The 24,473-nt window shown below is 46.6% G+C and carries 24 protein-coding genes; 6 read left to right on the forward strand and 18 right to left on the reverse strand.

The window, feature by feature from the left end; genetic code table 11:
- Window positions 1-112: 112 nt before the first annotated feature.
- On the forward strand, window positions 113-1,024 hold the full coding sequence (gene rnz, locus CR205_RS06405; RefSeq protein ID WP_110518077.1) for a ribonuclease Z: 912 nt from the start codon (window positions 113-115) through the stop codon (window positions 1,022-1,024).
- Between the two features lie 40 nt (window positions 1,025-1,064).
- Here rnz and CR205_RS06410 read toward each other — a convergent pair whose 3' ends face one another.
- A complete protein-coding gene (locus CR205_RS06410) occupies window positions 1,065-1,859 on the reverse strand; it encodes an HAD family hydrolase (RefSeq protein ID WP_110518079.1) in 795 nt (264 codons plus the stop codon).
- A gap of 219 nt (window positions 1,860-2,078) precedes the next feature.
- Between CR205_RS06410 and CR205_RS06415 the strand changes: the two genes are divergently transcribed.
- On the forward strand, window positions 2,079-2,744 hold the full coding sequence (locus CR205_RS06415; protein WP_110518081.1) for a hypothetical protein: 666 nt from the start codon (window positions 2,079-2,081) through the stop codon (window positions 2,742-2,744).
- A gap of 112 nt (window positions 2,745-2,856) precedes the next feature.
- Here the strand turns inward: CR205_RS06415 and CR205_RS06420 are convergent, their stop codons facing one another.
- From CR205_RS06420 to speD, 4 genes are all read right to left on the reverse strand, one after another.
- Window positions 2,857-3,345 (reverse strand): metallophosphoesterase family protein, encoded by a 489-nt coding sequence (locus tag CR205_RS06420; RefSeq protein WP_110518083.1) that lies wholly within the window; start codon window positions 3,343-3,345, stop codon window positions 2,857-2,859.
- An 18-nt stretch (window positions 3,346-3,363) separates the two neighbouring features.
- Entirely contained in the window at window positions 3,364-4,293 is a 930-nt protein-coding gene (locus CR205_RS06425) for a TRM11 family SAM-dependent methyltransferase (protein ID WP_110518085.1), read from the reverse strand.
- Between the two features lie 133 nt (window positions 4,294-4,426).
- Window positions 4,427-5,815, reverse strand: a complete 1,389-nt coding sequence (locus CR205_RS06430; RefSeq protein ID WP_110518087.1) for a sodium-dependent transporter — start codon at window positions 5,813-5,815, stop codon at window positions 4,427-4,429.
- Between the two features lie 253 nt (window positions 5,816-6,068).
- Window positions 6,069-6,881 carry an adenosylmethionine decarboxylase gene (gene speD, locus CR205_RS06435; protein ID WP_201745349.1) on the reverse strand — a complete coding sequence of 271 codons (813 nt, stop codon included), beginning with the start codon at window positions 6,879-6,881 and terminating at the stop codon, window positions 6,069-6,071.
- Between the two features lie 112 nt (window positions 6,882-6,993).
- Here speD and CR205_RS06440 point away from each other — a divergent pair, with 112 nt between their 5' ends.
- Window positions 6,994-7,824, forward strand: a complete 831-nt coding sequence (locus CR205_RS06440) for an alpha/beta hydrolase (protein ID WP_110518091.1) — start codon at window positions 6,994-6,996, stop codon at window positions 7,822-7,824.
- A gap of 25 nt (window positions 7,825-7,849) precedes the next feature.
- On the opposite strand, the gene CR205_RS06445 is transcribed toward CR205_RS06440, so the two are convergent.
- The 11 genes from CR205_RS06445 to CR205_RS06490 form a co-directional block, all read right to left on the reverse strand.
- Window positions 7,850-9,073, reverse strand: coding sequence for a two-component system sensor histidine kinase NtrB (locus tag CR205_RS06445; protein ID WP_110518093.1), 1,224 nt, complete (start codon window positions 9,071-9,073; stop codon window positions 7,850-7,852).
- Window positions 9,074-9,245: 172 nt separating this feature from the next.
- Window positions 9,246-10,232 carry a chymotrypsin family serine protease gene (locus CR205_RS06450; protein WP_110518095.1) on the reverse strand — a complete coding sequence of 329 codons (987 nt, stop codon included), beginning with the start codon at window positions 10,230-10,232 and terminating at the stop codon, window positions 9,246-9,248.
- 86 nt (window positions 10,233-10,318) lie between these two features.
- A complete protein-coding gene (locus tag CR205_RS06455) occupies window positions 10,319-10,522 on the reverse strand; it encodes a hypothetical protein (RefSeq protein ID WP_110518097.1) in 204 nt (67 codons plus the stop codon).
- A gap of 73 nt (window positions 10,523-10,595) precedes the next feature.
- Window positions 10,596-11,432 carry a sulfurtransferase gene (locus tag CR205_RS06460; RefSeq protein WP_110518099.1) on the reverse strand — a complete coding sequence of 279 codons (837 nt, stop codon included), beginning with the start codon at window positions 11,430-11,432 and terminating at the stop codon, window positions 10,596-10,598.
- A 78-nt stretch (window positions 11,433-11,510) separates the two neighbouring features.
- Complete coding sequence (locus tag CR205_RS06465; RefSeq protein ID WP_110518101.1) at window positions 11,511-12,983, reverse strand: esterase/lipase family protein; 1,473 nt, start codon at window positions 12,981-12,983, stop codon at window positions 11,511-11,513.
- Between the two features lie 76 nt (window positions 12,984-13,059).
- A complete protein-coding gene (locus tag CR205_RS06470; RefSeq protein ID WP_110518103.1) occupies window positions 13,060-13,833 on the reverse strand; it encodes a 2-keto-4-pentenoate hydratase in 774 nt (257 codons plus the stop codon).
- Window positions 13,834-14,106: 273 nt separating this feature from the next.
- Window positions 14,107-14,307 (reverse strand): DUF2187 domain-containing protein, encoded by a 201-nt coding sequence (locus tag CR205_RS06475; RefSeq protein ID WP_110518105.1) that lies wholly within the window; start codon window positions 14,305-14,307, stop codon window positions 14,107-14,109.
- A 137-nt stretch (window positions 14,308-14,444) separates the two neighbouring features.
- On the reverse strand, window positions 14,445-15,368 hold the full coding sequence (locus tag CR205_RS06480) for a CAP domain-containing protein (protein WP_161524691.1): 924 nt from the start codon (window positions 15,366-15,368) through the stop codon (window positions 14,445-14,447).
- 138 nt (window positions 15,369-15,506) lie between these two features.
- The gene (locus tag CR205_RS06485; protein ID WP_110518109.1) at window positions 15,507-16,928 is read right to left on the reverse strand and encodes an LVIVD repeat-containing protein; all 1,422 of its coding nucleotides are present in this window, start codon (window positions 16,926-16,928) and stop codon (window positions 15,507-15,509) included.
- Window positions 16,929-17,371: 443 nt separating this feature from the next.
- Window positions 17,372-17,533 (reverse strand): hypothetical protein, encoded by a 162-nt coding sequence (locus CR205_RS20230; protein WP_161524692.1) that lies wholly within the window; start codon window positions 17,531-17,533, stop codon window positions 17,372-17,374.
- Between the two features lie 165 nt (window positions 17,534-17,698).
- Window positions 17,699-18,754: a DUF3900 domain-containing protein gene (locus CR205_RS06490; protein ID WP_110518111.1), complete on the reverse strand. Its 1,056-nt coding sequence runs from the start codon at window positions 18,752-18,754 to the stop codon at window positions 17,699-17,701.
- Window positions 18,755-18,884: 130 nt separating this feature from the next.
- Between CR205_RS06490 and CR205_RS06495 the strand changes: the two genes are divergently transcribed.
- Complete coding sequence (locus CR205_RS06495; RefSeq protein ID WP_110518112.1) at window positions 18,885-19,187, forward strand: hypothetical protein; 303 nt, start codon at window positions 18,885-18,887, stop codon at window positions 19,185-19,187.
- Between the two features lie 41 nt (window positions 19,188-19,228).
- Here CR205_RS06495 and CR205_RS06500 read toward each other — a convergent pair whose 3' ends face one another.
- Entirely contained in the window at window positions 19,229-20,974 is a 1,746-nt protein-coding gene (locus CR205_RS06500; RefSeq protein ID WP_110518113.1) for a Rieske (2Fe-2S) protein, read from the reverse strand.
- Window positions 20,975-21,068: 94 nt separating this feature from the next.
- A complete protein-coding gene (locus CR205_RS06505) occupies window positions 21,069-22,313 on the reverse strand; it encodes a M20/M25/M40 family metallo-hydrolase (protein WP_110518114.1) in 1,245 nt (414 codons plus the stop codon).
- 105 nt (window positions 22,314-22,418) lie between these two features.
- Between CR205_RS06505 and CR205_RS06510 the strand changes: the two genes are divergently transcribed.
- Both CR205_RS06510 and CR205_RS06515 read left to right on the forward strand, forming a co-directional pair.
- Window positions 22,419-23,474, forward strand: coding sequence for an AbrB family transcriptional regulator (locus tag CR205_RS06510; RefSeq protein WP_236634711.1), 1,056 nt, complete (start codon window positions 22,419-22,421; stop codon window positions 23,472-23,474).
- A 235-nt stretch (window positions 23,475-23,709) separates the two neighbouring features.
- The gene (locus tag CR205_RS06515) at window positions 23,710-24,324 is read left to right on the forward strand and encodes a YitT family protein (RefSeq protein ID WP_110518116.1); all 615 of its coding nucleotides are present in this window, start codon (window positions 23,710-23,712) and stop codon (window positions 24,322-24,324) included.
- Window positions 24,325-24,473 lie beyond the last annotated feature (149 nt).

Raw genomic sequence — 24,473 nt, forward strand, 5'->3', positions numbered from 1 at the left:
AAAACCATATGGCCCCAGTATATCATGGAACGGCGCGGTTCCGGAGGCTTCCATCCGGATTGCATGGACCTGATTTTAAGGTTACGATTGGAAAAAAGAGGTGATAACAACTATGAAAATGACCTTTCTTGGGACAGGAGCAGGAGTCCCCTCCAAGGAGAGGAATGTCTCTTCTCTTGTTCTGCATACAGAGAATCGGCAGAACAGTTTATGGCTTTTTGACTGCGGGGAAGGAACCCAGCAGCAGTTTCTTAACAGCTCGCCTAAAGCCGGAAAAGTAGATAGAATCTTTATTACGCACCTGCACGGAGACCATCTGTACGGTCTTCCCGGTTTTCTTGCGAGCCGTTCTTTTCAGGGGGCTGAAAGACCGCTTACGATATACGGGCCTGCAGGTATAGAAGCGTATGTCAGGACCTCCCTTGAGATAAGCGGCACACATCTTCTGTATGACTGCCGCTTCGAAGAGATCAGAAAAAGTGGCCGCTTGTTTGAATCTGACGGCTATACTGTCGTTACTGATCAACTCGATCACGGAATTCCTTCATTCGGTTACCGTATTGAAGCTCCGTCAAAACCTGGACCGCTATTAAAGGAACGGGTTCAGGCTGAAGGAATTGAGCCGGGCCCCTGGCTCGGTGAGCTTAAACAGGGAAAAAGAGTTACTCTGCCGGACGGGCGGAAGGTATGCGGTCATGATTATATTGGCAGTCCAATCAAAGGAAAAACGGCGGTTATTCTGGGGGATACAAGGAAGTGTAAGGCAGCAGAAGTCCTTTCAAGAGAGGCGGATGTAGTGGTTCACGAAGCCACGTTCTCGGGCGAAGAAGAGAAACGGGCATATGATTTTTATCATTCCACAACCATCCATGCAGCACAAACAGCAAGAGATGCACGTGCAAAAAAGCTGATACTGACACACATCAGCCCGCGGTACACAAACCCGGAACCGCTTCTTAAAGAGGCTGTTTCTGTATTTGCATATACAGTGATTGCAAAGGATTTTATGACAATGATTGTTTAAGCATGCAAGGCTTTTACACAGGTAACATTAAAAACGTTCCCTACGCCGGGAACGTCTGAAGCAGATTCCTTTCAATAAACAAGGCCAGGCCTTCTTCCTCGTGATCAAGGGTGATAAAATCAGCTGCCTTTTTTAATTCGGGAATCGCATTCCCCATCGCTACACCTGTTCCTGCTCCTTTAATCATTTCAAGATCATTCGGGCCGTCTCCAAACGCGGCACATTCCCATGGACCAAAGCCATAGGTTTCCATCAGGTGCTCGATTGCACGCCATTTTGATGTCCCCTTGCTCATAATTTCAAATCCATCTTCCCAGATCACAGTGTCACTCTCCACAGTGTCGAACAGTCCCGCAAAACCGGCTCCACGTCTGCCTGTACGGACACTGTACTTTAAAACGTCTTCTTCGGGGCGTCGCGAAGCCAGGTTTCCTACATAAACCGGCTTTGCCTGCCCTTCAGCTATCCACGTTTTCACAGTCTCATCCATATGCCTGCACCACAGTCCGCTTTCTGTGTGAACCATCACATTGCACAGTTCATTTTCAGTGATGCTGTAAAACAGCTCTTCATTGATTTTGACCGGCTTCGTATACAGCGGTTCCCGGGAAGAAGCTGTATAGATGCCTGCCCCGTTCAGGCAGATCATCGGCGTCTTTAATCCAAGGTCCCTGTGATAAGGGGCAGTGATTTCTTTTTGCCTTCCTGTAGCAAGAAAGACACTGGTACCCTCATTTTCAAGTTTTTCCAGCGCCTCAAAGGTTCGTTTGGTGATCCGGTTTGTTTTCGTCAGAAGTGTCCCGTCCATATCAATAAATACAGCCTTGGTTTTCAATGTGCTTCCCTCCCTGATTTCGCTTACAGTCTGATCTTAGCGAACCATCATTAAGGTGATGTTAAGGAAGGATGTGATTTTTGAAAACGAGATTAATTTGCAAAATTAATACTTAACACCTGATGTCTGCATTATGCTACAATAAGAACGTTAGTTCCCCTCCCGCGGGTTTTATACGCCCCTGCCTCTAACCCATCCCCCCGAAAGTGAGGAATCCTCATGCAGATCGATCAGTTGAACCCGTATGCCGGACAAGGAGCTTTTCTCTCAGATAAAAAGGAAGAGCTGCTTTACGTCCTGGAAGTATTTAATGACTACGCGAGTACACACTATGAGGCCGTTTTTATCAAGATGCGTGAGCGGCTCTCCAGCAAGTATCCCGAGTTCGAATCAACGGACACATTGGTATTGCCTCAGATCTTTATCTGGCTCCGGCACTGTGCCCGGATCGGACGCGGAGGAAAAACGATGTACCAGCACTTTCTGGATAAACACCTTCCAAAAATGAACCTCCGTCTCAGCCCTTTTACAGTTTTTATGCTAAACGAATGGCAGTACACATTTCCAGGCTTCTTCTATCCTTCCATACAGCTTGGTGCAGCAGAAAGAGTGTTTCAAGTTGATGACATCCTTGATGGACACCTCAAAACGGTTGCTGTCTACAGTAAGATTTTCACCCCTCCAGAAACGAACGCCATCATGACCGGTCTTCTTCTCCCTGATCTGCTTCAGTTTTTCCCTGAGGACAGCAAAAAGGCAGCATCCGCCCTTATATCCTTCGCTCATAAAGACCCTGTTTTGTATTTTGACCAGCTCGTGATCACTGATTATCCGGAATTCCTGCGGATCCTCATTCGTCACAGCCGGACCTCTACTCCCAAATAAAAAAAGACCACCCTCCGGATGATCTTATTACTCTATATCAGACGAACGGACGGCGTGCAGTGAAGCTTCTGTTCAGTCATTTTCATGGCTGCTTAAACAAAATACATCTGCACTAATTCAGAAAAAATAAATGCTCAGCCTTTAGTTCCTCTTCAACAGTGATAATTCCGAAGGAGAAGTACGGCAGCTTCCGTTTATCTGCAGGAGAGCCGGGATTAAACAGCAGTGATTGACCGTGGTACCTGAGATAAGGGATGTGGGAATGACCAAAAATGATACAGTCAAAGGAACTGTCGAACGATTCCAGTACCCGTTTTTCAGTCGTTTTCTTCTCTCCGTCACCGTGGACGATCCCGATTTTAAACCCGTTTACCGTAATCTCCTCCCTGCGTTGAAGAAGCTCTCTTATTTCCTCGGTATCCGTATTTCCGAATACGCCTATTACATCCCCGTATTTACGAAACATTTCGTATATCTCTTTTTCCTGCCAGTCGCCTGTATGGATGATCAGATCTGCTGTTTTCATAGCACGGACAAGAGCTTCCGGTAATCGTGTACCTTTACGGGGCATGTGTGTGTCTCCTGTTACAAGGATGCGCATCTGACAAATCACCTCCGTTTAATTACAGACGAGCACTTCTCTGCTGAAAGACCCGTTTTTAAAAAATGTGCAGCGGTCGCTAATCGTGAACCCTGCCTGCCTGACCGCCTCTTCAACAGGATCTATGGTGATGATGACAGCCTTCTTTGCAAATCGCCGTGCACTGGACAGAATCAGTTCCTGATCCTCGAGGCTCATTACCGAACAGAGGTTATAGGGCATGTCAATAATCGCAGCATCATAGTTCCCTGTTACATCGCAGATGTCCTTGAGTTCGATTGGTGGTTCGTATCCAAAATATTCCAGGTTTTTTCTTGAACCGTACATAACTTTCGGATTGCGGTCACTCCCTCTTACATCTACTCCCATGGAGCAAGCCTCAAGAAGGACTGTGCCAATACCGCAGCACGGGTCGATCAGCGTTCCTCCATTAGGGGCATCCTGCACGGCAATATTGACAACTGTTCTGGCAACCCGGGCATTCAGAGCAGTCGAATACCCGAACGGCCGTTTCTGGTGCTCGATCCAGACCGGCTTACCTCTGTGAAGCCGGCCGAAGTACCACAAGCCGCGATGAAAAGTAAGGCCGTAATGGATATCGGGGTTTTTCAGGTCAGCACGGTCTTTCACCTTCAGGCCAGTCTGCCTCTCAATATTTTTTCTTTCCCGGAACCGCAGAGTTTCTTCATCCGGACTGACCAGCACTTCAATTTTAAAGGTTTTTCCACTCTCGGGAAGACTGGCGGCATAGCTCTCAATGTCACTCAGTGAATTTGCTTTCGTATACACGTCCAGCCTTTCTTTTATAAACGGACTTCTGCCCGGATCCATGGCCTTTTGGCTGCTCAGGATGTGCTCCTCTGTATCACAGCCGAACAGCGCTCGCATTTCCAGTTGGCAGAGCGGATGCTCCTCTTCCGTATAAGCGTATGTATATAAATAATTCATTTAACGTCATCCCCTGTTTACCACTTTAATCATATAATTATATCTACTCTACAGCGAAGTAATAGTGTTTGACAAGAAGAGCAGAAATAAAAAAAACACCGTCTGAAATAATCAGACGGTGAATTCCATCTTATTATAATTGTACTCCGAAGAAATTCAGGATCCAGTCAAGGAGCCCGATCTGCGCGAGGAAAACGAGCAAAATCGCAACAGGAGCAACAAACCTCAGCAGGAACAGCCAGAACGCTCCGATTCCGGAAGAACCAAAATCCGAAGCTTCAAGAGATTCAGCTTTCTTCCAGCCCCACCCTACAAACAGGGCAATTATCAGGCCGCCAAGCGGCAGGAACAGGTCTGAAAGATATTCCATACCGTCCATGAAGACCAATCCAAAGAATGTCACATCGGCCATCACACCCATACTCAGTGAAGATGGAATACCGAGAAGGAAAATCAGACCGCCAATGAAAAGGGCTGTCTTTTTCCGTGTCCAGCTGAACTTACGCATGAAATAGGCAACTGCCACCTCAAGCAGGGAGATTGCCGAAGAAAGACCGGCTGCTGCAAGCAGGAAGAAGAACGCAATTCCCACGAGCATACCTCCAGTAATCTGATCAAAAATACCAGGCAAAACGATAAATACAAGTCCTGCTCCCGAGCTTGGATCAATACCGAATGCGAATACGGCAGGGAAGATCATCACCCCGGCTACGATGGCAAACACCGTATCAAGAGAGGCGATTCCTGCAGTAGCACCAGGAAGCCGTTCCTTACTCGACAGGTAGCTTCCGTATGTGATCAGGGCACCCATACCAAGGGAAAGGGAGAAAAACGCCTGACCGAGTGCTGCAAGGTAGATACTAGGTTCAGCAAGGACGCTCCAGTCAGGAGCAAACAGGAATGCAAGACCTTCCTGGGCACCGCCCAGAGTCAGACTGTACACACTCATGATAATTAATAGAATTGCAAGCGTCGGCATAAGGATGACGTTTGCTTTCTCGATTCCTTTTTTGATCCCCATCAGGACAACCCCAACAGTTAATGCCATGAAGAGGAACTGCCAGATGACCGGTTCTACAGAACTGCCGATAAAGCCGCCGAAGAAGGCCTCATAACCATCAGCTGGTTCACTCCATAGCCCTCCGGTCAGGTAACTCACAAAATACTTCAGTGTCCACCCAGCTACAACACCGTAAAAAGAAAGAATAATAAACGCTGATGCAACACCCAGGAATCCGGCTGTTACCCACGGTTTACCAGGTGCCAGCTTCTGAAAGGAACCAACTGCATCGCTCTGTGACTTTCGCCCGATCGAAAACTCAGCCAGCATGATCGGCACACCAATAAGAATAATGATAGCAATGTAAAGGAGTAAAAACGCCGCTCCCCCGTTTTCACCGGCTACATAGGAAAATCGCCAGATATTCCCCAGTCCGACTGCCGACCCCATAGCAGCAAGCATAAAGCCGATTTTGGAGGCCCACTGCTCACGCCCCCCAGGTCGTAAATCTCTCTCACTCATCTCTGTTTACCTCCCCAAAAAATATTGAATATAAAAACGTACATTAATAATATACGACAATATGGTATAAAATTCATTTATTATTTTGAAAATTATTAAACTTACAAATAGTAAAATATTATTTGCCCATGACCTTAGATCTAGATTCACTTATAACTGCATCCTGAAAGAATTCCTAAAACGTGACTGAAAAGAAAAACTGTTTTTTCACAATAAAATACACCCTGCCATTGGCAGGGTGCTTTTATAGGACTTATGTCCGGCTTATGTTTCTCCCATAATAAATTTCGTCCATCTCAAGCTGGAGTTTTTCAGTAATTTCCTTCTGCTCATCGCTGGATAATTTATCTTTTGTATACCCGAACAGATAGTTGTTCAAGTCAAACTTCTTCAGCTTGCATTTTGTGTGAAAGATATTTTCCTGATAGATATTAACATCGATCATATCGTAATACATTTTTAATTCATCAGGAATAAAGTTTTGAATTGAATTGATTTCATGATCGATAAACAGTTTATGACCGTTCACATCACGGGTAAAGCCTCTTACACGGTAATCCATCGTCATAATATCAGTATCGAAGGAATGAATCATATAGTTAAGTGCTTTAAGAGGTGATATCTCGCCGCATGTGGAGACATCAATATCCGCTCTGAACGTAGAGATTCCTTCGTCAGGGTGATACTCAGGATACGTGTGAACCGTAATGTGACTTTTATCCAGATGAAATACAGCTGATTCCGGCAGAGGTCCGGGAGATTCCTGAAATGCCGTTGAAGGCGCTTCTTCAACAGGACCTTCAGCGACAAGAAGCGTAACGCTTGCTCCCTGCGGTTCATAATCCTGTTTTGCCACATTAAGAACGTGGGCTCCTATAATATCGGCTACATCTGTAAGAATTTTAGTGAGCCTTTCAGCATTGTACTGATCATCAATATACTTTATATATGCCTGGCGTTCTTCCTTCGTTTTGGTATAGCATACATCGTACATGTTAAAGCTCATGCTTTTAGTCAAATTGTTAAAATCATGAAGCTGAATGCGCTCCTCAGGTGTAAGTGTCAATGGTTCCTTCTCCTTTACACGATCTGTCATTTTTACTATTGGAAACTTGTGGCTGTGTACGCTTTTGATCTTATCATAACAATTCATACTATACGAATAAACAGGTGATTTTATGTTCTTAACAAAAACCATTCGATACCTTTCATTCGCTGCTGCCGGCATCGTTCTGCTGATTACTGGGTTCTTTGCCCTGTTTTATTTTTCTCAGGACGGCCTTTTGTTTCATCCGCAGCCGTTGAATGAATCCAGGATTGATTATGTGAATGAGCAGTACCCCGAAGCAAAAGAGGTGCTCACAGAAAATAAGGACGGGCTGGACCTTCACGGATGGCTGATAGAATCTGGGGAGGACGACCCTCTGCTAATATATTTTGGGGGAAATGCCGAAGAAGTATCGTATATGATTCCGGATGCGTTGAGGCTGGAAAACTGGAACGTGCTGCTCATGAATTACAGAGGCTACGGTCTGAGCGGCGGGTCCCCGGGAGAAGCAGAATTCTTTTCTGATGCCCTTACCCTTTATGATGAGATGACCAGCGAATTCGGATTTGAAAGCATAGCGGTGATGGGCAGGAGTATGGGTACCGGCCCTGCGGTTTACCTCTCGGAACAGCGGGATGTTCTTGGAACAGTGCTAGTTTCACCATACGACAGCCTTACCCGTGTAGCAGGGGATCGTTACCCTCTCGTTCCTGTTTCCATTCTGCTGAATCATCATTTTGACAACAGCACCCGCGCAGAAAGGATTGAGACCCCTGCTCTTGTTCTGATCGCAGAAAATGATGAAGTAATCCCGCCTTCCCATTCGGAGGAACTGGTACGTTCCTGGGACGGTGATTCCGAAGCTGTATTTTTTGAAGGGAAACATCATAACAATATCCAGACAGGCAGCGGATACTGGACAGAAATTACAGCGTTTCTTGATCAGTTTAAGCAGGAATAAAACGCCTGCCCAGAGTGAGAATCACTCAAGGACAGGCGTTTTCAATAGAGTGGAATGTGACTGCTACTGTTGTGCCATCCGGGCAGGATTCAACATTAATATCAGCACCATTTCTTTTGGCAATGCTGTAACAGATCGGCATGCCGAGACCGGGATTGTGATCTTTGGTTGTAAAAAACGGCGTGCCGGCTTTATCCTTTATATCCTCACTGATTCCCCGCCCTTCATCCTGAACGATCAGCAGTACTTTTCCGTTTTTCAGCTTTGTTCTGAGTGTAAGCGTTTCGTCTTTTTTCATGGCTTCACAGCCGTTCTGTGCCAGCTGTAAAATCATTTCACTGATTTCATCAGGGTCAGCGACGATACGGGGAAGCACAGCGGCTGTTTCTTTTTTTATCGTCTGCTTTCTTTTTTCACCGAGTTTTTGAAGTTGCGGGATCATATCATCAATGATACGGGATAGGGCAATCGGCCGGGGGTTATTCGTTTTATCTTTCGCAAGCTGCAGAAAGCTCGTTATAATCTGATCAGCCTTTCCAATCTCATCAAGCATCAGGCTGATTGCCGGCTCGTATTCGGCAAGATCATGTTTTTCTGACATCAGTTGAAGGTATCCTTTAACAGTTGTCAGAGGATTACGAATCTCGTGGGCAAAGCCGGTTGCCATTTCCCCGACGAGGTGAAGTTGATCCATTTGCCGGACTTTCTTCTGATAATGTTCTTTCTGAATGATTTCTCTATGAAGTTTCTCGTTTTTTTCAGTTAGTTCTTCTGTTTTGATTTCCACCAGATCGTGAAGATAATTCTTATGGAGTTCCAGTTCTTTTTCAAGCTTGCGCATATGTGTGATGTCTGAAATCGTAATTATGGCGCCAATGACAACACCATCTTGATCCCTTACAGGAACAGCAGAGTTTAGAATAGCCCCTTCTGTTCCGTCAAAACGTAAGATATCGATCACTTCACCGTAAGAGGATTCCCCGCGGGTCAATGCTCTGACAGCTGCCCAGTCGCCATCCTTTACTCTCTCGCCAGTGTCTCTCCACCACCCGGTATAGGATTCGTGAACAGAAGAGGAACGGTTTGTTGAAGGATCCGCTCCCCAGGCTTTATAAATCAAATCATTTATATAACGAAAATCTCCATCGGCGTCTACGACCAGTACCCCGATGGGCAGCGAATCGATGATCATTCCAAGGTCCAGATGTTTGTCCAGTATAGAAGCTTTTTTCGTTTCCTGAATATCCACGTTGATCACCCCGTATGCGTAACTACTTCTATAATACTAAAAAAATGCAGGTAAGAGCGTGAATCTTCAATAATTATCTGTGAAAATTTAATAAAGGTTTATATCGTTAAAGTATTAATTCAATTATATAAAAAGGCTGGTATATACCAGCCAGTCAAAAATATTGGTTTTCTTAAACAAATTCGATTCTTAACAGGGTCCGGACATGTTCAATCTGATTTAGAATCGTTGCCTGGGTACTGCCGGCAAACAGAAGCCCAACGGCTCTGTTTTCGTGATCGGTGACAACCGAACCGCTGTCTCCTCCCTCAGATAATGGAGTGGTCACGATCTGATCTCTGAAGCGGGCGGTCCTGTTCCCGCCGAAGTTCACATCAATCGTTGCTTCAATCCCTGTAACTTCTCCTGAAGTATAGCCACTCGTACGGCCGGTTTTCCTTATACGAAGCCCCGTGTCCACTTCATCCTTCTGAAGGCTTCCCTTTATATAACCGCTCCAGTAAACTTCCCTGTCAAGCTCCTGCAGAGAGCCTTCTGCGATGGCAGCATCCACGAGGTTATCATGTTCTTCCAGCGGGACATTAGGCGTAAGATCAATCGGGATAAAGGCGCTCAGCACAGCAACCTGATCGTCCGGGAGGGTGCCGCCGTCTACAGAACCGGGCTGCAGGATCGGATCTCCCTCCTGTGCCTCATTACTGTTCGCCATGACATGGTTGTTTGAAAGGATAAAATACTTCCCGGCACGATCACCTTCCCTGCCAAAAACAACAGCTCCCGCTGTACCGGCTGTCACGTCCGGGTGCCCGACACTCCATCCGCCCTTTACAGGCCGTATTTTTGAAGAGAGCTGGTTATCCGGCAGTGTTCGCATCTCTCGACTGATTTCAGTCTGTGCAGACGGCTGGCCGATCTCGATCACATCCGTTTCCACTCCCTCTACAAAAGCAGGAACCAGGTCTTCTTCTTTTAATGCAGATGGGTCCTGTTTCTTTGTTACGTAAGTAATGAGAGCTGCTTTTCCTGCAGGCTTACCGCCTGTCACTTTTTCACCGATCCCGACGCCGACGACGTTTTCCTTTTTCAGAAAATCAGCTTCGGTCTGCCGGGTTTTTATATTCCGGATACTGTCCATTTGCGCTTTTGAAAACTTAGGCATAAAAAAAGCCCTCCTTCAAAATAGAGTGCATACTCATTTCGACAGGCAGAGCTTTATTTCCTTTACCAGCTGGACAATCCCAGCGTTTAAAAAAAGTAATAATAAACCACTGTCCATATTAATGCCGGGACAAAGGCAATGACGTATAAAAGAGACAACAGCTTAAAGCGTTTCCGTGCCTGTTTATTGTAGGTTTCATCCTCTGGGTTTAAACCAATCCGTATGGTAGCAATGAGTCCGAAAACGCAGACCGCTGCCACAACAATCAGTGCGGGAATGTAGTTTGACATAAAGACCCTCTCTCACGTTTGGATTTCCATTCCCTATTTTAAAGGACACGCCGTGTAATTGCGAGGATAGAAGCTATCCTTTATTTACCGGATTGTCCGGGCGTGTAATCCATTCACTCCAGCTGCCGGGGTAAAGCCTCACTTCTTTACCCGCTGCTTTGAATGCCAGTACATTGGCGCACGCCGTTACGCCGGATCCGCAGTAAACAATCGCTTCTTTACCCTCATAAGGGCTGAGGTCTTTTCGCAGCTCAGCTTCTGATTTCCAGTTCCCCGACTCGTCAAGGCGGTTCTGCCAGTTATCGTTCACGGCAGTTGGAATATGCCCGGCAGTATGATCAATAGGCTCATGAACCCCGGCAAACCTCTCGGGAGCACGGGAATCAATCAGAATGGCTTCACCCGAGTAGAGATTTTGTTTCACTTCCTCCATACTTGCCGTCATGGTGGGATCAGGCTCTGCATGGTAAACTGCCGTTTGCTGCGGCTCGATTATTCCCGATTCAACCGGGTATTCTTTTTTCAGCCATTTTGAAAAGGGTTCGGACAGAACGCAGGCTCTTTTATGACCGGTATATGTAAGAAGCCACCAGAGACGTGACGCCATAGCTCCGCCCTGGTCATCATAGGCAACAACCATTGTGCTGTTGTCAATTCCAAGCCGCCCCATTTTCTCCTGAAAGCAATTCAGATCCGGTAGAGGATGTCTTCCTCCAGCGCCTGAAGGGGGCCGGGGGGCGGAAAGATCGTTGTCAAGATGGGCGTATACCGCCCCTGGGATGTGACTCCTGGAATATTCGATCTTCCCTCGTTCAGCATCTGCCAGGTCAAACCGGCAGTCCACGATCACCATATCGTTTCGTTGAAGATTACTTTTCAGCCATTCGGACGATACAAAAAAATCAGTCATAGTAAAAGCCTCCTTATATTTACAAAATAATTAGATTTTTCAATGTTCACCCCAAGCCGTGACTTGTACAGCTGAAGTTTACGTATAAAACCTCCCGCTTTTATCACAGTACACAGTCCGGACTACTGTACGTTCAAAACGGCTTCCCCCTTTCGTTACGCCTTCAATATCCATTGTTGTGTTATAAAGTCCTTCACCGCAGTCTGGCAGGGTTACAGTAGTGCCGAAAGCTGATGCTGATTGCTCTTGATCATCGGTATCATCTGCCTTGCCTTTTTCGCAGGGAGTAAACGTGCAGCTGGCTGTGGCAGAACTGGGCACAGCCTGATCTTTGCCGCTTACAGTGAACTGCTTTTTTTCCAGGGCTTGCTCAAACTCCAGCTGAGTGCTGATCGGCGAGTTGATATTAATGATAACGAGGTAAGCAGAAGGGTTTGACGATGTACGTTTTTCAACGATGGACCACCTCCCGGGAATGGGATCATCAATGGTGAAGGTATGGTGCCAGGCCCCATTAAACATTCCGTTATCCGGTGAGGTTGTTACCTCCGGTTTAAAAATTTTCCCCTCAGGATCTATAATAGAAAGGCCTTCTGCATGGTCCGGGGTCAGCCAGTCTGCAGAAAAGGATGCTGCTCCTTCCTCAACCTCAAAAGATTCAATCCCTGTTTTCCTGCACGGACCTCCCCTTACTATACGACTGGCCGTACCGAGGTTTTCCCCAGCCGTTTGATAATCCTCAGAGGTTTCTCTTCCCGTTAACAGCACATCGGAAATGACCGGATAAACGTTCTTCCTGTCAGTAAGATCCTGATGATTCCACTCCCCGACTTTAAGCATTGTGCCGTAGGGAAGGGTTGCGCTCCTGACTGATACAACCCCGTCACTGTCGCCGGGAATAAACAGCCCGCCTGCAAAATAACGGCTGAACAGGGGTCCGGAACGTTTACCTGCGACGGTATAATATCGGGTACTTTCCCTTTCCGGCCGGTTGTCAGTAATCGTCCGGTAGTATGCCATTAAGGCCGTCTGAAGACTTCTTGTACCTTCATTTTTCATCCCGATCAGATTAGCAAGCCACGACGCTTTCGTGCTGTGAGCAAGATCTGCGAGTTCACTGCCGTGGTGAGGAGAACCGATGGCGTAAAGTTCATCCACAAGCTCATGACGGCCGTAATGCACAAGCGCAGTCTGAGCATCCAGTGCACCTTTGCTGAACCCCACGACCGCAAGCTTTTTTCCCCCTAAATATTCACTGACCTGACTTAGCTGCCAGGCGAGCACAGCCCCGTTATCCCAGTAGCTTTTGGCAGGTCCTCCTGTGTCATAAAGCTCCACAATAGCTGTCTGAAACCCGTCTTCACGGGCAGTACGGTACCAGTCACTCTCTGTGTAAAACATGGATGAAAGGTTAGTAAGACCGGGAACAAATACAATCACCGGTTTTGACTTTTTTACTTCCTTTGGAGAAAGACCGATTAGGATTGATCCTGGTTTTCCCGGTTCACCGATGATTTTTTCAAAAGATGACAGCGATGCACCTGTATTCACACACTCACTCTCCCTTGGCTTTTCTCCTATTTTATACTTTTAAAATCGGCCATGGAAGAAATATGCGGGCATTTTCCTATGCAGTCACGTGAACAGAGACTTTCTGTCCCGTTGAAAATGCGGCAGTAAATAGGCCTTCTTCGAGTTTAACCGGGGGAATTAACGTTCCTGACGAAACCAGCATTCCCTTTCTGATTGTTTTTCCATGCTGAGACAGTTTTTCTGCAAGCCACTTTACTGAAAGAACCGGGTTTCCCATCACAACGGTGGAATGCCCCTCGCCTATACACATTCCGTTATGTTCAAGTGTCATTGTTATATCATCGATCGCACACCGGTCGGCTGGAATCCCTTCCTTGCCTGTAATTACACGTCCGGTAAAGGCATTATCACTGATCAGGTCCCGGAGTTCAAAATGGGGAAACCATCGTTTAAATCTTGAATCAGGAATTTCGATTGCAGCGTGAAGAGTCCCTTTGCTTACGACCTCCTCTGTTGTGGGACTGGCTGATAGGTCTGAATCAAACGAAAAGACCAGTTCCGGTTCAAGCAGCGGTTCATTCATGTCCGAAAGGGAAATTGCTGCTGATCCAAGGCTTATATTTTTATCCATGAGTGTGCCGTATGCAGGCTCGTCCGTATCGGCTAGTGCCTGAGTCTGTGGACTGGTCATACTGATTTTATACCCATACGGTGATGCCCCCTGCTGACGGTATTTCTCCTCAATCAGCGTGTGCTGGATCTTGTATGCGTCTTTTTCACTAAAGTGTTCGTTTTCGCTTAAAAATCGAGCAGGTTTCCCTGTTTGTTCTGCTTCAATCAGATGTCTGGCTGTTTGTTCAATATTCATATATGTGCACCTGCCCTTCTCATTGTTCAAGCTCTTACAAAAATTTGTACAGGTGACCATGATACAAAAATTGTGCAGAAAATCCAACTGTTTTCTGAAAATTCGCTGCGTTTATTTGGCTCACTCATTATATTTATTATAGAAAGCAACAATTTTTCTGAAGACCGCTGTTTTGTATAGATTTATTATTACGTTTCAGACGGACGGCCACATTATAACCAAATTAAAAAGGCACCTGACAGCTTTCTGAGCTGCCTAGGTGCCTTCTCGTGCTTATTTGAATTCTGTATGGTGAAGTACTGTTCTGGCGTAGCTTCCGTCCTCAAGCTTTTTATCCAGTTCCACTGCAATTGAATTGTTGTAAACCGCAATAACTTCAGCTTTGGAGCCTTTAAATTCCCCTTTTGTTACACTTACCTGATCGCCTGCTTCAACTGTAATCGGATTTTCCTGCTTTGCTTCTTCATTTGCCATTGTATAAGCCTCCTTCAGCCTGGGAAATTGATGTTTGTATACCATACCCTGTTTTGGGCGGCGTTACCCCTCACATACTATAACAAAAACATGTGCCGCTGTGTGCGCACATGCTTTTGTCTGAAAATTAATATTTTCTATTGATTGATAAACATCTGTGTCCAATGGTTGCCATTTGTTTCATAGCCTACACCAATCTGGCTGTAATTGCCTGAAAGGATATTTTCCCGGTGGCTCGGACTCTCCATCCACTGTTGGACAACCTGCTCCGGGGTCGGCTGGCCCTGGGCAATATTTTCACCTGCAGCAGTGTACTGAATACCGTAATCGCGCATCATGTCAAACGGTGAACCGTATGTTGGACTTGTATGTGAGAAATAATTGTTCTCGTTCATATCCTGAGATTTTCTGCGGGCTACGTAGCAGAGATCCACGTTTGTATCAAGGGCCGGCATACCATTATTGGCTCTTTCCTGGTTCGTAAGCTCGATAACCTGGAGTTCGAAATCCTTGAGATCCCCTTCTCCTTCAGGTTCATCCTGAGTGGTTTCCTCCTGCTGGGGCTGCTCCTGTTCAGGCTGCTGGGGCTGCTCAGGTGCCGGCTGAGGTTCAGCTGCAGGCTGCTCCTGGTTTGGATCGGCTACCGGCGGATTGGCCGGTTCCTGAGGTCCGTCAAATTCAGGCATCTGGCCTGGCTGTAGATCTGGCAGGTCAATGTTAAACTCATCTCTTACGATGTTGTAAAGCTCTTCAGGATGCATCTGATCCGGCTCAAGATCAGCAAGGAATTTCGCCTCCTGCACCTGAATCGCCTTTGTGTGAGGAAATTCTTCACTGTTTAATTCGGTTTTTTCACTGGAAATCTCAAACATCTGAAACGGATTCATATTACGCTGGTTAGGATTGATGCGGTTGTCCTGATCGAAGCTGGTTAGCGGGCCTTCTCTGTATGTTCTCTGTCCTTCAAAATCGTCATCCTGCTCATCCATGTTTCCACCGCAGGCTGCAATTACAAGGATCATTAAAGCGGCCAGTACAAGTAAAATTAATTTCTTATTCAATTTCATTTTCCTCCCTGGGCAATAGTTTATCGGGTATAGTCTCCGTAAAGCCACAGGGGATTATAGGTGGTAATTAATGATAGCAATGGTAATGAAAAAGGACTGCCGGGTGCCGGCAGCCCTGTTAAAAAGAGATCTTTAAAATTCTGTCTTCCTGTTACCGTTACCTCTGTTATTGTTCCCATTGTTTTTCTGAAGCACTTTCAGTCCCTGTCCCATATCAGAAGCAAGCACGTAGTTCCTGTCCACGAATACGCCCCATACGTTACCCTGGTCCGGTGTATATCGCCCAATTTCCTTCGGGTCTGCCGGGTCAGTAATATCCACTGCCAGCACACCTCCGGAATAATAGGACAGATAAAGCGTGTTGCCATGGACCTTAGGATCGTGAACGGTGTTTGCGAAAGTGGAACCAATAAAATCGAAAGTCAGTTCTGTTGTAAATTCACTCAGGAGCTGAGGATCTGTTTTATCGGAAATATCAAAGATTCTTGTGTATCCGTATGCATCTTCATAACCTTCTCCGTGAGGGTTTGCCACTTCCCGGGTCTCAATCAGGATATTGCCGCCACGTGCGAGGGCTGCGGAGTGAGCTGCACCTTTCTGGTCATCGGCATATTCAGTACGGCCGAGAAATTCCGGGTTCTCCGGATTGCGGATGTCAAAGATGACGGTGCCAAGATCCCACATGGAAACATAGGCGTAATGCCCGTTATTGTCGGTGATTACACTGTGATTAAATACCGGACGAGTATGACCGTCTGGTGCATCCCAGTGATAGCCATTAAAATCTTCGGTTACTTCTTCAAGTTCACGGGGATCCCATTCCCACATCTTTTCCGGATTAGCCGGGTCTGTTACATCGATGATCTGAAAATCTCCTTGCTCACCGTCAGTGTAGTAATCCGCATACGGATTGGACAAAAGAGCAATCGCCTTGTTTCCCTGACGGGTCAGGTAGAGCTCGTGTGTCCCGGTAATTTCGCGGTCCAGCTCATAAAAGCCGAGGCGTTCAGGGTTATATGGATCTGACACATCATAGAGCAGCATGCCGCCGCGGCTGTCAGGACGGTTGGCGTTATTCCTTGATGTCTGCTGAAGACTCACCACTGCCAGGTCACCGTTAAAGTGAGGCGTATTCACTCTTTTTACAATGACTTTTTCCTGCCAAGTATATGGTATATCGTCAGCAATCACACCGATTTCTTCTGGATTCTGCGGATCCTGCAAATCAAAAATTCTGACTCCGCCATTTGCACCATTGGCTGTATGTGTGCCTACATAGGCGAAGCCCTGGTGAGCATACACATCGGCCGTGTTATTTTGAACCCCGTCTTTTTCTGCAAGCTGAATCGAAGCCGCTTCATGCAGGTGTTTGACGTTTTTGTCCCCATCTTCAACCGGTGCATCAAGCTGCTCGATGGCATCGTGATCAAAAACCAGACCTTCCCCTTTACTCCCACCCTCAAATGCATCATGTGCGTAAATGGATGTTCCTGCTGATAAAACGAGTGTGCCGGCAAGTACCGAACTGATTAACTGTTTTGTTCGCTTCTTCATAAAATACCCTCCCCAGGTTTGTTTTCCCATTCAGTATAGTAAACGGATGGTTTTCATTCCAGAGGAGGTTTTCGACAGAATATTTTCTAGTATCCATAGAAATCATACCAGAATATCATTTATTATGATTTATTTACAAAAAGTTGAAATAAATTTGTCGATTCAGCTTCCTAACCGAACAAATATGATTATTTAGTTTTACGAAATTTGTGAAATGCGAAACAAAATATATTTATTAATATAAATTCATGACTTTTCCTCTTCTTTTTTAATCGTATAGTCCTAATGACTTTTGTGAATTCTTTCCGCAAGAAGGCCGGTGGTATATCAATAGTCACTGATCTTTTATGTAAGAAAATTTCAAGACATGATTGACTTCTTCCACTACTTAATAATTGAATACCAAAATAAAAGACGACCCGAAAGAGGGGCCGTCTGTTTACTTAAATCAGATCCAGTATAAATGATAAAGCAATGATAACGACTGACACGTGCAGCAGTACCTGCATCCAGTTCTGTTTCAGGCTGTTAAGCTGTTTAATGGCGCTGTAGGCACTGTTGGCTCCGACAACAATCCAGGCAATTAAAAGCAGTAGTCCCGGCATGATTCTGGTCCTCCTTTCATCTCTGAGCTGTGAGAGTCCAACGTTGCACTGAAAGAGGAAGTGATGATTGCAATACAATATATGTCCATTTGAAATAAGATATGTTCATCCCAAAAAAATTAAAAAAAGTGCCCAGCTGTTTCAGGGCACTCCAGGATGTCATTTTCATCTTCCGATCCGCTTCAAAACATTCTCAAGTGTGTCCGGCTGCAGAAACTCAACCGGTGAGGCACCTTTTTCAAACGAGAAGGACTCTCCTTCAATCAGAATTACATACTTTCCATTCACTTTTGCAATATGGATATTTTCGCTGAAATCTGAAAGAAGCCCCTTTACATCGATATGATCGAGCTTAAGTTTCATTTCTATTTCAGGCTGATGCTCAATAATTGGTGCAGAGGCTTCCACCACCTGATCTTCGGTCCACTTTTCCTGAAGCTGACGACTATCTGTATTCGCCCAGGCTTCAATGCTTTCCTCTTCGGCAATCCATTCTTCACTCTCCGGCTCATATTTTTCCGCGATGTGCTGCTGGGCAGCTTCAATCATCTGGCCTTTTACAATTTGCGGAAGTGACTGGCTGTACTCTACATACTTTAGAAAGTCTTCAAAATACCTGGCATGGGAGGACTGGTGAATTTTAAGTTCCCATTCTTCCGTCATCCCTTCTTCCGGCATAAAGGGATATTGAATCGACTTCATGTTTCTCGTAGTAATCGCCATCTCTACATGTCGGATCAGCGTGGTTTCGTCCGTAATGGAAGCCACCTTAGGCTCAAAATCACATTTCAGTACAAACACAAATTTATCATCCATGTATTTGCTCAATTTAGCCCGGATCACGAGGAGGGCTCCGCCCCTGATAGCACTTGTTTTTGTATAGGCAGTCACGAGCTGCTCACTGTTGGACCGGAAGTCTTCTGCAGTTTCAGCAGTCCGGATCCGGTTAAATAGGTTATAGTTTGGATTTGTATCCAGCTCGTGCCCGGGCTCGACAACAAAGTGGCCGATCTTAGTGGGCACCTGATCAGATTTCGGATTTCTCTCCACTTTCCGTTTGGCAATTTTCATCAGTTCACCGTCAAGAAATTCCTTAAGCGGGCTCGTAAAATACTGTTCACTATCCAGTGTCTGAAAATGCCGGTACGTTTTTTCCGCACTCTCTCCGCTTCCGGTTACCTGTACGAGAAAGAACGAAGCATAATCTATTGTAAAATCCACCTTAATCACCTTTTCTTTCGCTCTGAATTCCTACCTGATTATAGCATTGAAAAGGTCTCCAGAACACTGCTGGACATCTGGCTGATGTAAGCTATAATAGCCGTACAGGTTATGGATGAGGAGCGAAGTTATGAATAAAAAAGAATTCGAAGATCAAATCATTGAGAATTACCGGCAGGATGAAAATATGATGATTCTCGTATTTGCCCAGTGGTGTGTAAACCACGATCTGGATCCAGTTGAAGTATACAAAAAGGCGTATCCTGATCAAGGAAAAAACCCGGCACTCGATCAGGCTGCTGCTCTTACCGTACCAAAATCTGAAGCAGGAGAAATCCCGAATGAGACACTGCTCGGTGTATTGAGCATGTTTGGAAACGATGATCTGGCATTCGTTGTGACAGAGGAAATGAGAAAGCAGAAAGGCAAATAACCGCAAAAAAAGGTGTCCAAAAATAATGGACACCTTTTTGTTTACTCGTCTTCGAACAGCCTATCACCTTTTGACAGACGCATGGCAATTCCTGCTGTGTGCGGCACCTCTCTCGAAGTTGGGGCGTGAGCCGCAATATAGCGGATCGCGCCAAATAGAAGAGTGTCCTGCATACGCTCGGCAAATTCAGTGTTTTCCTTTGCCCACCCTTCGTGTTCCGAAACCGCAGCTTCAAGCACCTGAAACGTATGAAACTCAGCGTCCTCCCTCAATACGGCGTGGGCAAGAACATTAAACAGGGAACGCCGGTTTCCATTACGGTTCAGGTAGGCGGAAAGCCATTTTGCCGCCTGGTCTGTCTGCTGCTGGCGGTCGAGGAGGCTGAGCAGTTCTTCGGGATGGGATGCTTCTTCACTTAAAGGAGTCCGGTCAGGTCTTCTTGCAGCAGGGGTATTCAAAAAGCGGTCCAGATAAATGCTCATCGCGCTGTGATAGATCCCCCTTACAAGGTCTTTTGAAAGGGAACGTTTAAGTGACTCATGGACAGCATGAGCATGAGAAAACGTATGAAGCACAGTAATCCAGTCACGGAACTCGTTTTGAACATGAAAGCGGGCAATCCGCTCGGCCGCAGCGCCTGTTGCAATTCGGGCAATCAGAACGGGATTTGCTCCGTTTTCAAGAAGACCGGTGATCAACTGAACCGTTTCTGCTGGATCATCCCGGAGAAGCATGTCAAATAAATGATCAGGATCTGCCACAGTTTCGTCCCCGAATTCCATATTCTCCATCTGCTCAAATGCGTGTTCGAGCGGAATTCTCAGATCAACAGGTGCCTGCCAGCTGTGAAGCTCTTCGCTTCGGCTCGCATTTGTAAACTCAGGAAGGAGTGACGTCAATACCTGCCCCTGAAGATCATCCCCTGTCTTCTCAAGCATTTCAAAGGCTTTATTATGAAAATCGAGCGTGTGACCGGTATTCATATAGTAATGGTCTGTCACAGCGGTCATCATCATTTCAGCAATTTCCTGATTCTCCGCACCGGTTTCCACTGCGGTAAGCAGCACTCTTTCTGCTCCCTGCACATCACGGACTTCAAGGCTGTGGCGGTACCACTCCGCCAGCCGCTCAGGAGAAGGCGTCTCTTCTCCTTGTAAGGGAAGGGGGCCGAGCAGAAATCTTGTACCCATACCTGCACTTTCTCGTGCGACGTGAACCAGTCCCTGATAAAGAGCAAGAATTTGTCCATTCCGGTCAAGGTATGGAAGCATGTTCGTCATTGCAGTCAGGATCGTCAGACCTGACCTCCAGCCATTCCATCGGTGCTTTGTCCCGTACGCCACACCAATCTTTGCAATGTCTGCAAGAGGCTCCCCGGCATTTACCAGTCCGGTCACTGCTTTTGCAATTACCAGGCTGAGGTTCTGTTCGAGCCCCTCTTTTAAGCGCTTTCTGTATTTTGTTACGGTAGGACGGTTTTTTGATTCGGAATTGACCCAGACTTCCCCGTCCCTGATTGAAACCTGATGAACCGGCACATCATCAGCCCATGGATCGAGCGTACCACCGCTTTTCAGGTCAAACCGAGCATGGTGCCAATGGCAGGTTAACAGGCCGTCGCACACACTTCCCATATGGAGGGGAAACCCGAGATGCGGACATCTGTTGTCAACAGCGTAAACACTGCCTTCGTGACAGATGATGGCAATCCCGTGACTTCCTCCTTTTACAACTTTCGGACTCACTTTCTTCAGTTCTTCCAGTGTTCCTGCATAGACTTCATTCACCTGAACCACTCCTTTAACGAAGATAGGTTTATTTTACGTTCAGCGAGCGGCATCGTCATCAGAGGAAACGGCTAAAAACAGTAAGACCTGAGTCTTAGTTACCGGTTTTTCTTTCGAGGAGCGGTGCTTCCTCCATTTCGGATAAACCTGCCAGAGCGGCTATGGTTAAAAGCAGATGCTGGGGACCTAAATGAGCATTTTCAGGATCAAAATTTTCCTGAAGCGTATGGGCCCCGCCAAAATCACCGCCGCCTCCAAGCGTTAACGAAGGGATTCCTAAACTGATCGGAACATTGGAGTCTGTACTGATGGGTCCGCTGAGTGCCGGATGAAGGTTCAGGGAGAGGGCTGCAGCCGCTGCTGCCTTGACAACAGGACTGTCCGGGGGCTGGCTCCCGGCCGGTCTGTCTCCGACTTTTTCACTTGTTACCGTAATATCATCACGGCCCCAGCGGCTGTTTTCTTCAGTTACGGCCTCGTCAATTAAAGCAAGGACACGGTTTTCAAGTTTGATCAGTTCCATTTGATCTATTGAGCGCAGATCGATCACCATGGAAGCTTCCGCGGCAATCGTGTTAACAGATGTGCCGCCTTTCATTTCCCCTATTGTAAAGGTGGTTTTCGGCTCTGGAGGTACTTTCAGGTCTGCGATCTTAGCCGCTGCCCTGCCGAGTGCGTGGTTTGCACTTGCTATACCGAAATCGCCGAAACTGTGCCCTCCCTGACCGCGGAAAACAATACGATACCGTCTGCTCCCCGTTCCCTGGAAAATGATCCGTTCAGGCGATCCTGGCTCAACAGAGATAAATCCATCGATATCATTTCGGCTGTTAAAAAGATGTTTGACGCCAAATAGATCCCCGAGTCCTTCCTCTCCTACAGTAGCACCGATAATCAGATCGCCTTTGGTGGAAATACTGCAGTCATCAAGAACTTTGGCAAGTGTCAGTACACAGGCAAGCCCTCTGCCGTCGTCGGCAATCCCTGGCGCATAAAGCCTGCCCTCTTTCCACTCTGGAGAAATTGACGTTCCTTCCGGGAAAACGGTATCAAGATGGGCACAGACAACAAGCCGCGGTCCATTTGGGTCACTTCCCTTTTTAACGCCGAACACGTTTCCTGCTTCATCTGTTGTGATGTTACCCACGCCGTAAGCTTTCAGGCGACGGGCAAATTCCTGCCCCCGCTCGCTTTCCTGAAAGGTCGGGGCAGGGATCGTTGTGAGGGCGATCTGCTCTTCTAGCGTCTGGTCCGCCTTCTCCTCTATGTAAACCAATGCTTCCTTTATCAGCGGCAGTCTGCTGATCCGGCTCACTTGTTCTGTTAATGGATCATTCATGAAAAAGCCCCTTTCTTCTTATTTCTTCAGAGTGACTGAATCAGATTTGTGGTACAATGCTTTTATTATATCATTCGTAACACTAAATAGATTGGAGTCCTGATCGTGAACAGAAACATTCTGAGATTCATAGAAACAGTACTGATCGGGATAGCAGGCGGTGCCCTTTTTGCCTACTTGGCACTTCCACTCCCTTGGGTTCTCGGGCCTCTCGCCTTCGTAATGATCTGGCAGGGATTCACAAAACGAAACGCCTTTTGGCCTGAACCAGTTAAAAACGGCGGATTTCTGACACTCGGTCTGTATTTCGGTCTTTATTTCACCGCTTCCACTTTTGCAACGGTCGTCCCATACCTCATTCCCTATATATCGGCAACACTCCTGCTTATTTTAAGCAGCATTGTTTTAGCGACAGCCGTCACCCGCTGGATTAACGTTGATAAAATTACAAGTGTTTTCGGCTCGATACCAGGCGGCCTTTCTGAAATGGCCATTGCCAGTGAGGCGATGAAAGCCAACACGTCCCTCGTGGTCATTTTTCAAACCGTTCGTCTGATCGCTGTGTTATTTACAGTACCTTTTATTATCATTTATGCTTTTTCGGACGGATCTTCCAGACAGGGTGCCGGGATGCCTCTTCACGATGGCGCTGTCCCATGGGGGCCGGAAGCACTCTGGCTTGTCATTCCGGCAGCAGCAGGCATTCTTTTTAAAGACCGTATCCCTGCAGGAATCGTCATTCTGCCGCTTATGTTAACGGCCTTAATCAATATTACCGTCACTTCACTCCCCTCACTTCCAGTATTAGTGCTGATCGCTGCTCAGATTGCAGTAGGCATTGGTCTTGGCAAGCGGATCTCGTTTGAAGATCTGAAACTTGGCGGAAAATACTGTCTCGTTTACTTTGGCATTGCTGTAAGCCTGATCGGAATTTCCTTTGCACTTGGCGCAGGGCTTGCCCAGATGACAACTCTGAATCTGGCAACAGCACTTCTCAGTGTCGCTCCTGGTGGACTGGTTGAAATGGTGCTAACCGCCTCTGTTGTAGGCGGGGATCCTGCAGTTGTAAGCGCCCTTCAACTTACCCGGCTTCTTGTTATTATCGTTCTAGTCCCTCCTGCACTGAAATGGTATTTCAGAAGAAGTTTACAGACGTCATAGTAAGTTTTCAGAGGCTGCCCTACTGGATAAGGCGGCCTCTTTTAATCTGAAGTTTTTTAGTAAAAACAATTCTACCATACTTATCCATCTTAAACTGTTCAAAGGCTCGCTTTATCGATTAAAAGCGCCAACGCGGTCATGCGTGTGTTTGTCCGTTTTCGAAAAGCAAGGTATAATCTTCCTTGTGCGTTTTTACACAAATACCTCATGAACTGCATTAGGAGTGTGAACATACTTGCTTAGAATTTTATACATGATGGCAGGCTGCGCCATTGTCAGTTTTGGCGTGGTCATCCTGCAGAGTTCCCAGGTTATTACCGGGGGCACGGCAGGTCTCGCACTGAGCGTGTCCTATCTGATGTCCTGGTCGTTTGCGATTGCCTTCTTTCTGATTAATCTGCCTTTCTACATCCTTTCTGTAGCGAAAATGGGATGGAACTTTACTCTCTCTACCCTTTTCGCTGTCACGACCCTTTCTCTTATGACTGAAGTCATGCAGTATCTTCCGTCATTTACTATAGCTCCTCTTGCCGGTGCTCTCCTTGGGGGTCTCGTGATCGGATCGGGTCTTTGTATTTTGTTTCTTAATGGTTCATCTCTTGGTGGTGCAAACATCCTGTCCCTTGTTCTGCAGAAGCGCTTCGGACTGGATCCGGGTAAAACACTGTTTACGTTTGATACACTTGTCATTTTGACAGGACTGATCAGTGTCGGACTTGTCCGCGGGCTTTACTCCATTCTTTCTGTGATGGTGATTTCTCTTATCATCAGCCTGCTTAAAAACCGTATAGCAGCAAAAAACGAAGACCGCACTGCACCAGAGCCTGCTCCTGCCGAGCATGCTTCCTGATCAGCCGCAGAAAGCCTCTCAACCCCACCGGATTCCGGTGCAGCTGAGAGGCTTTCTTTTTGTTTACCTGGCTTGTTATTGTCAGTTGTTGATTTTCGCTCACTGTGCTCCCTTTCCGCGGACACCTCTGGAGACTCCTCGGAAAAATC

It is taken from the genome of Alteribacter lacisalsi (genome assembly GCF_003226345.1).
Taxonomy (GTDB): domain Bacteria; phylum Bacillota; class Bacilli; order Bacillales; family Salisediminibacteriaceae; genus Alteribacter; species Alteribacter lacisalsi.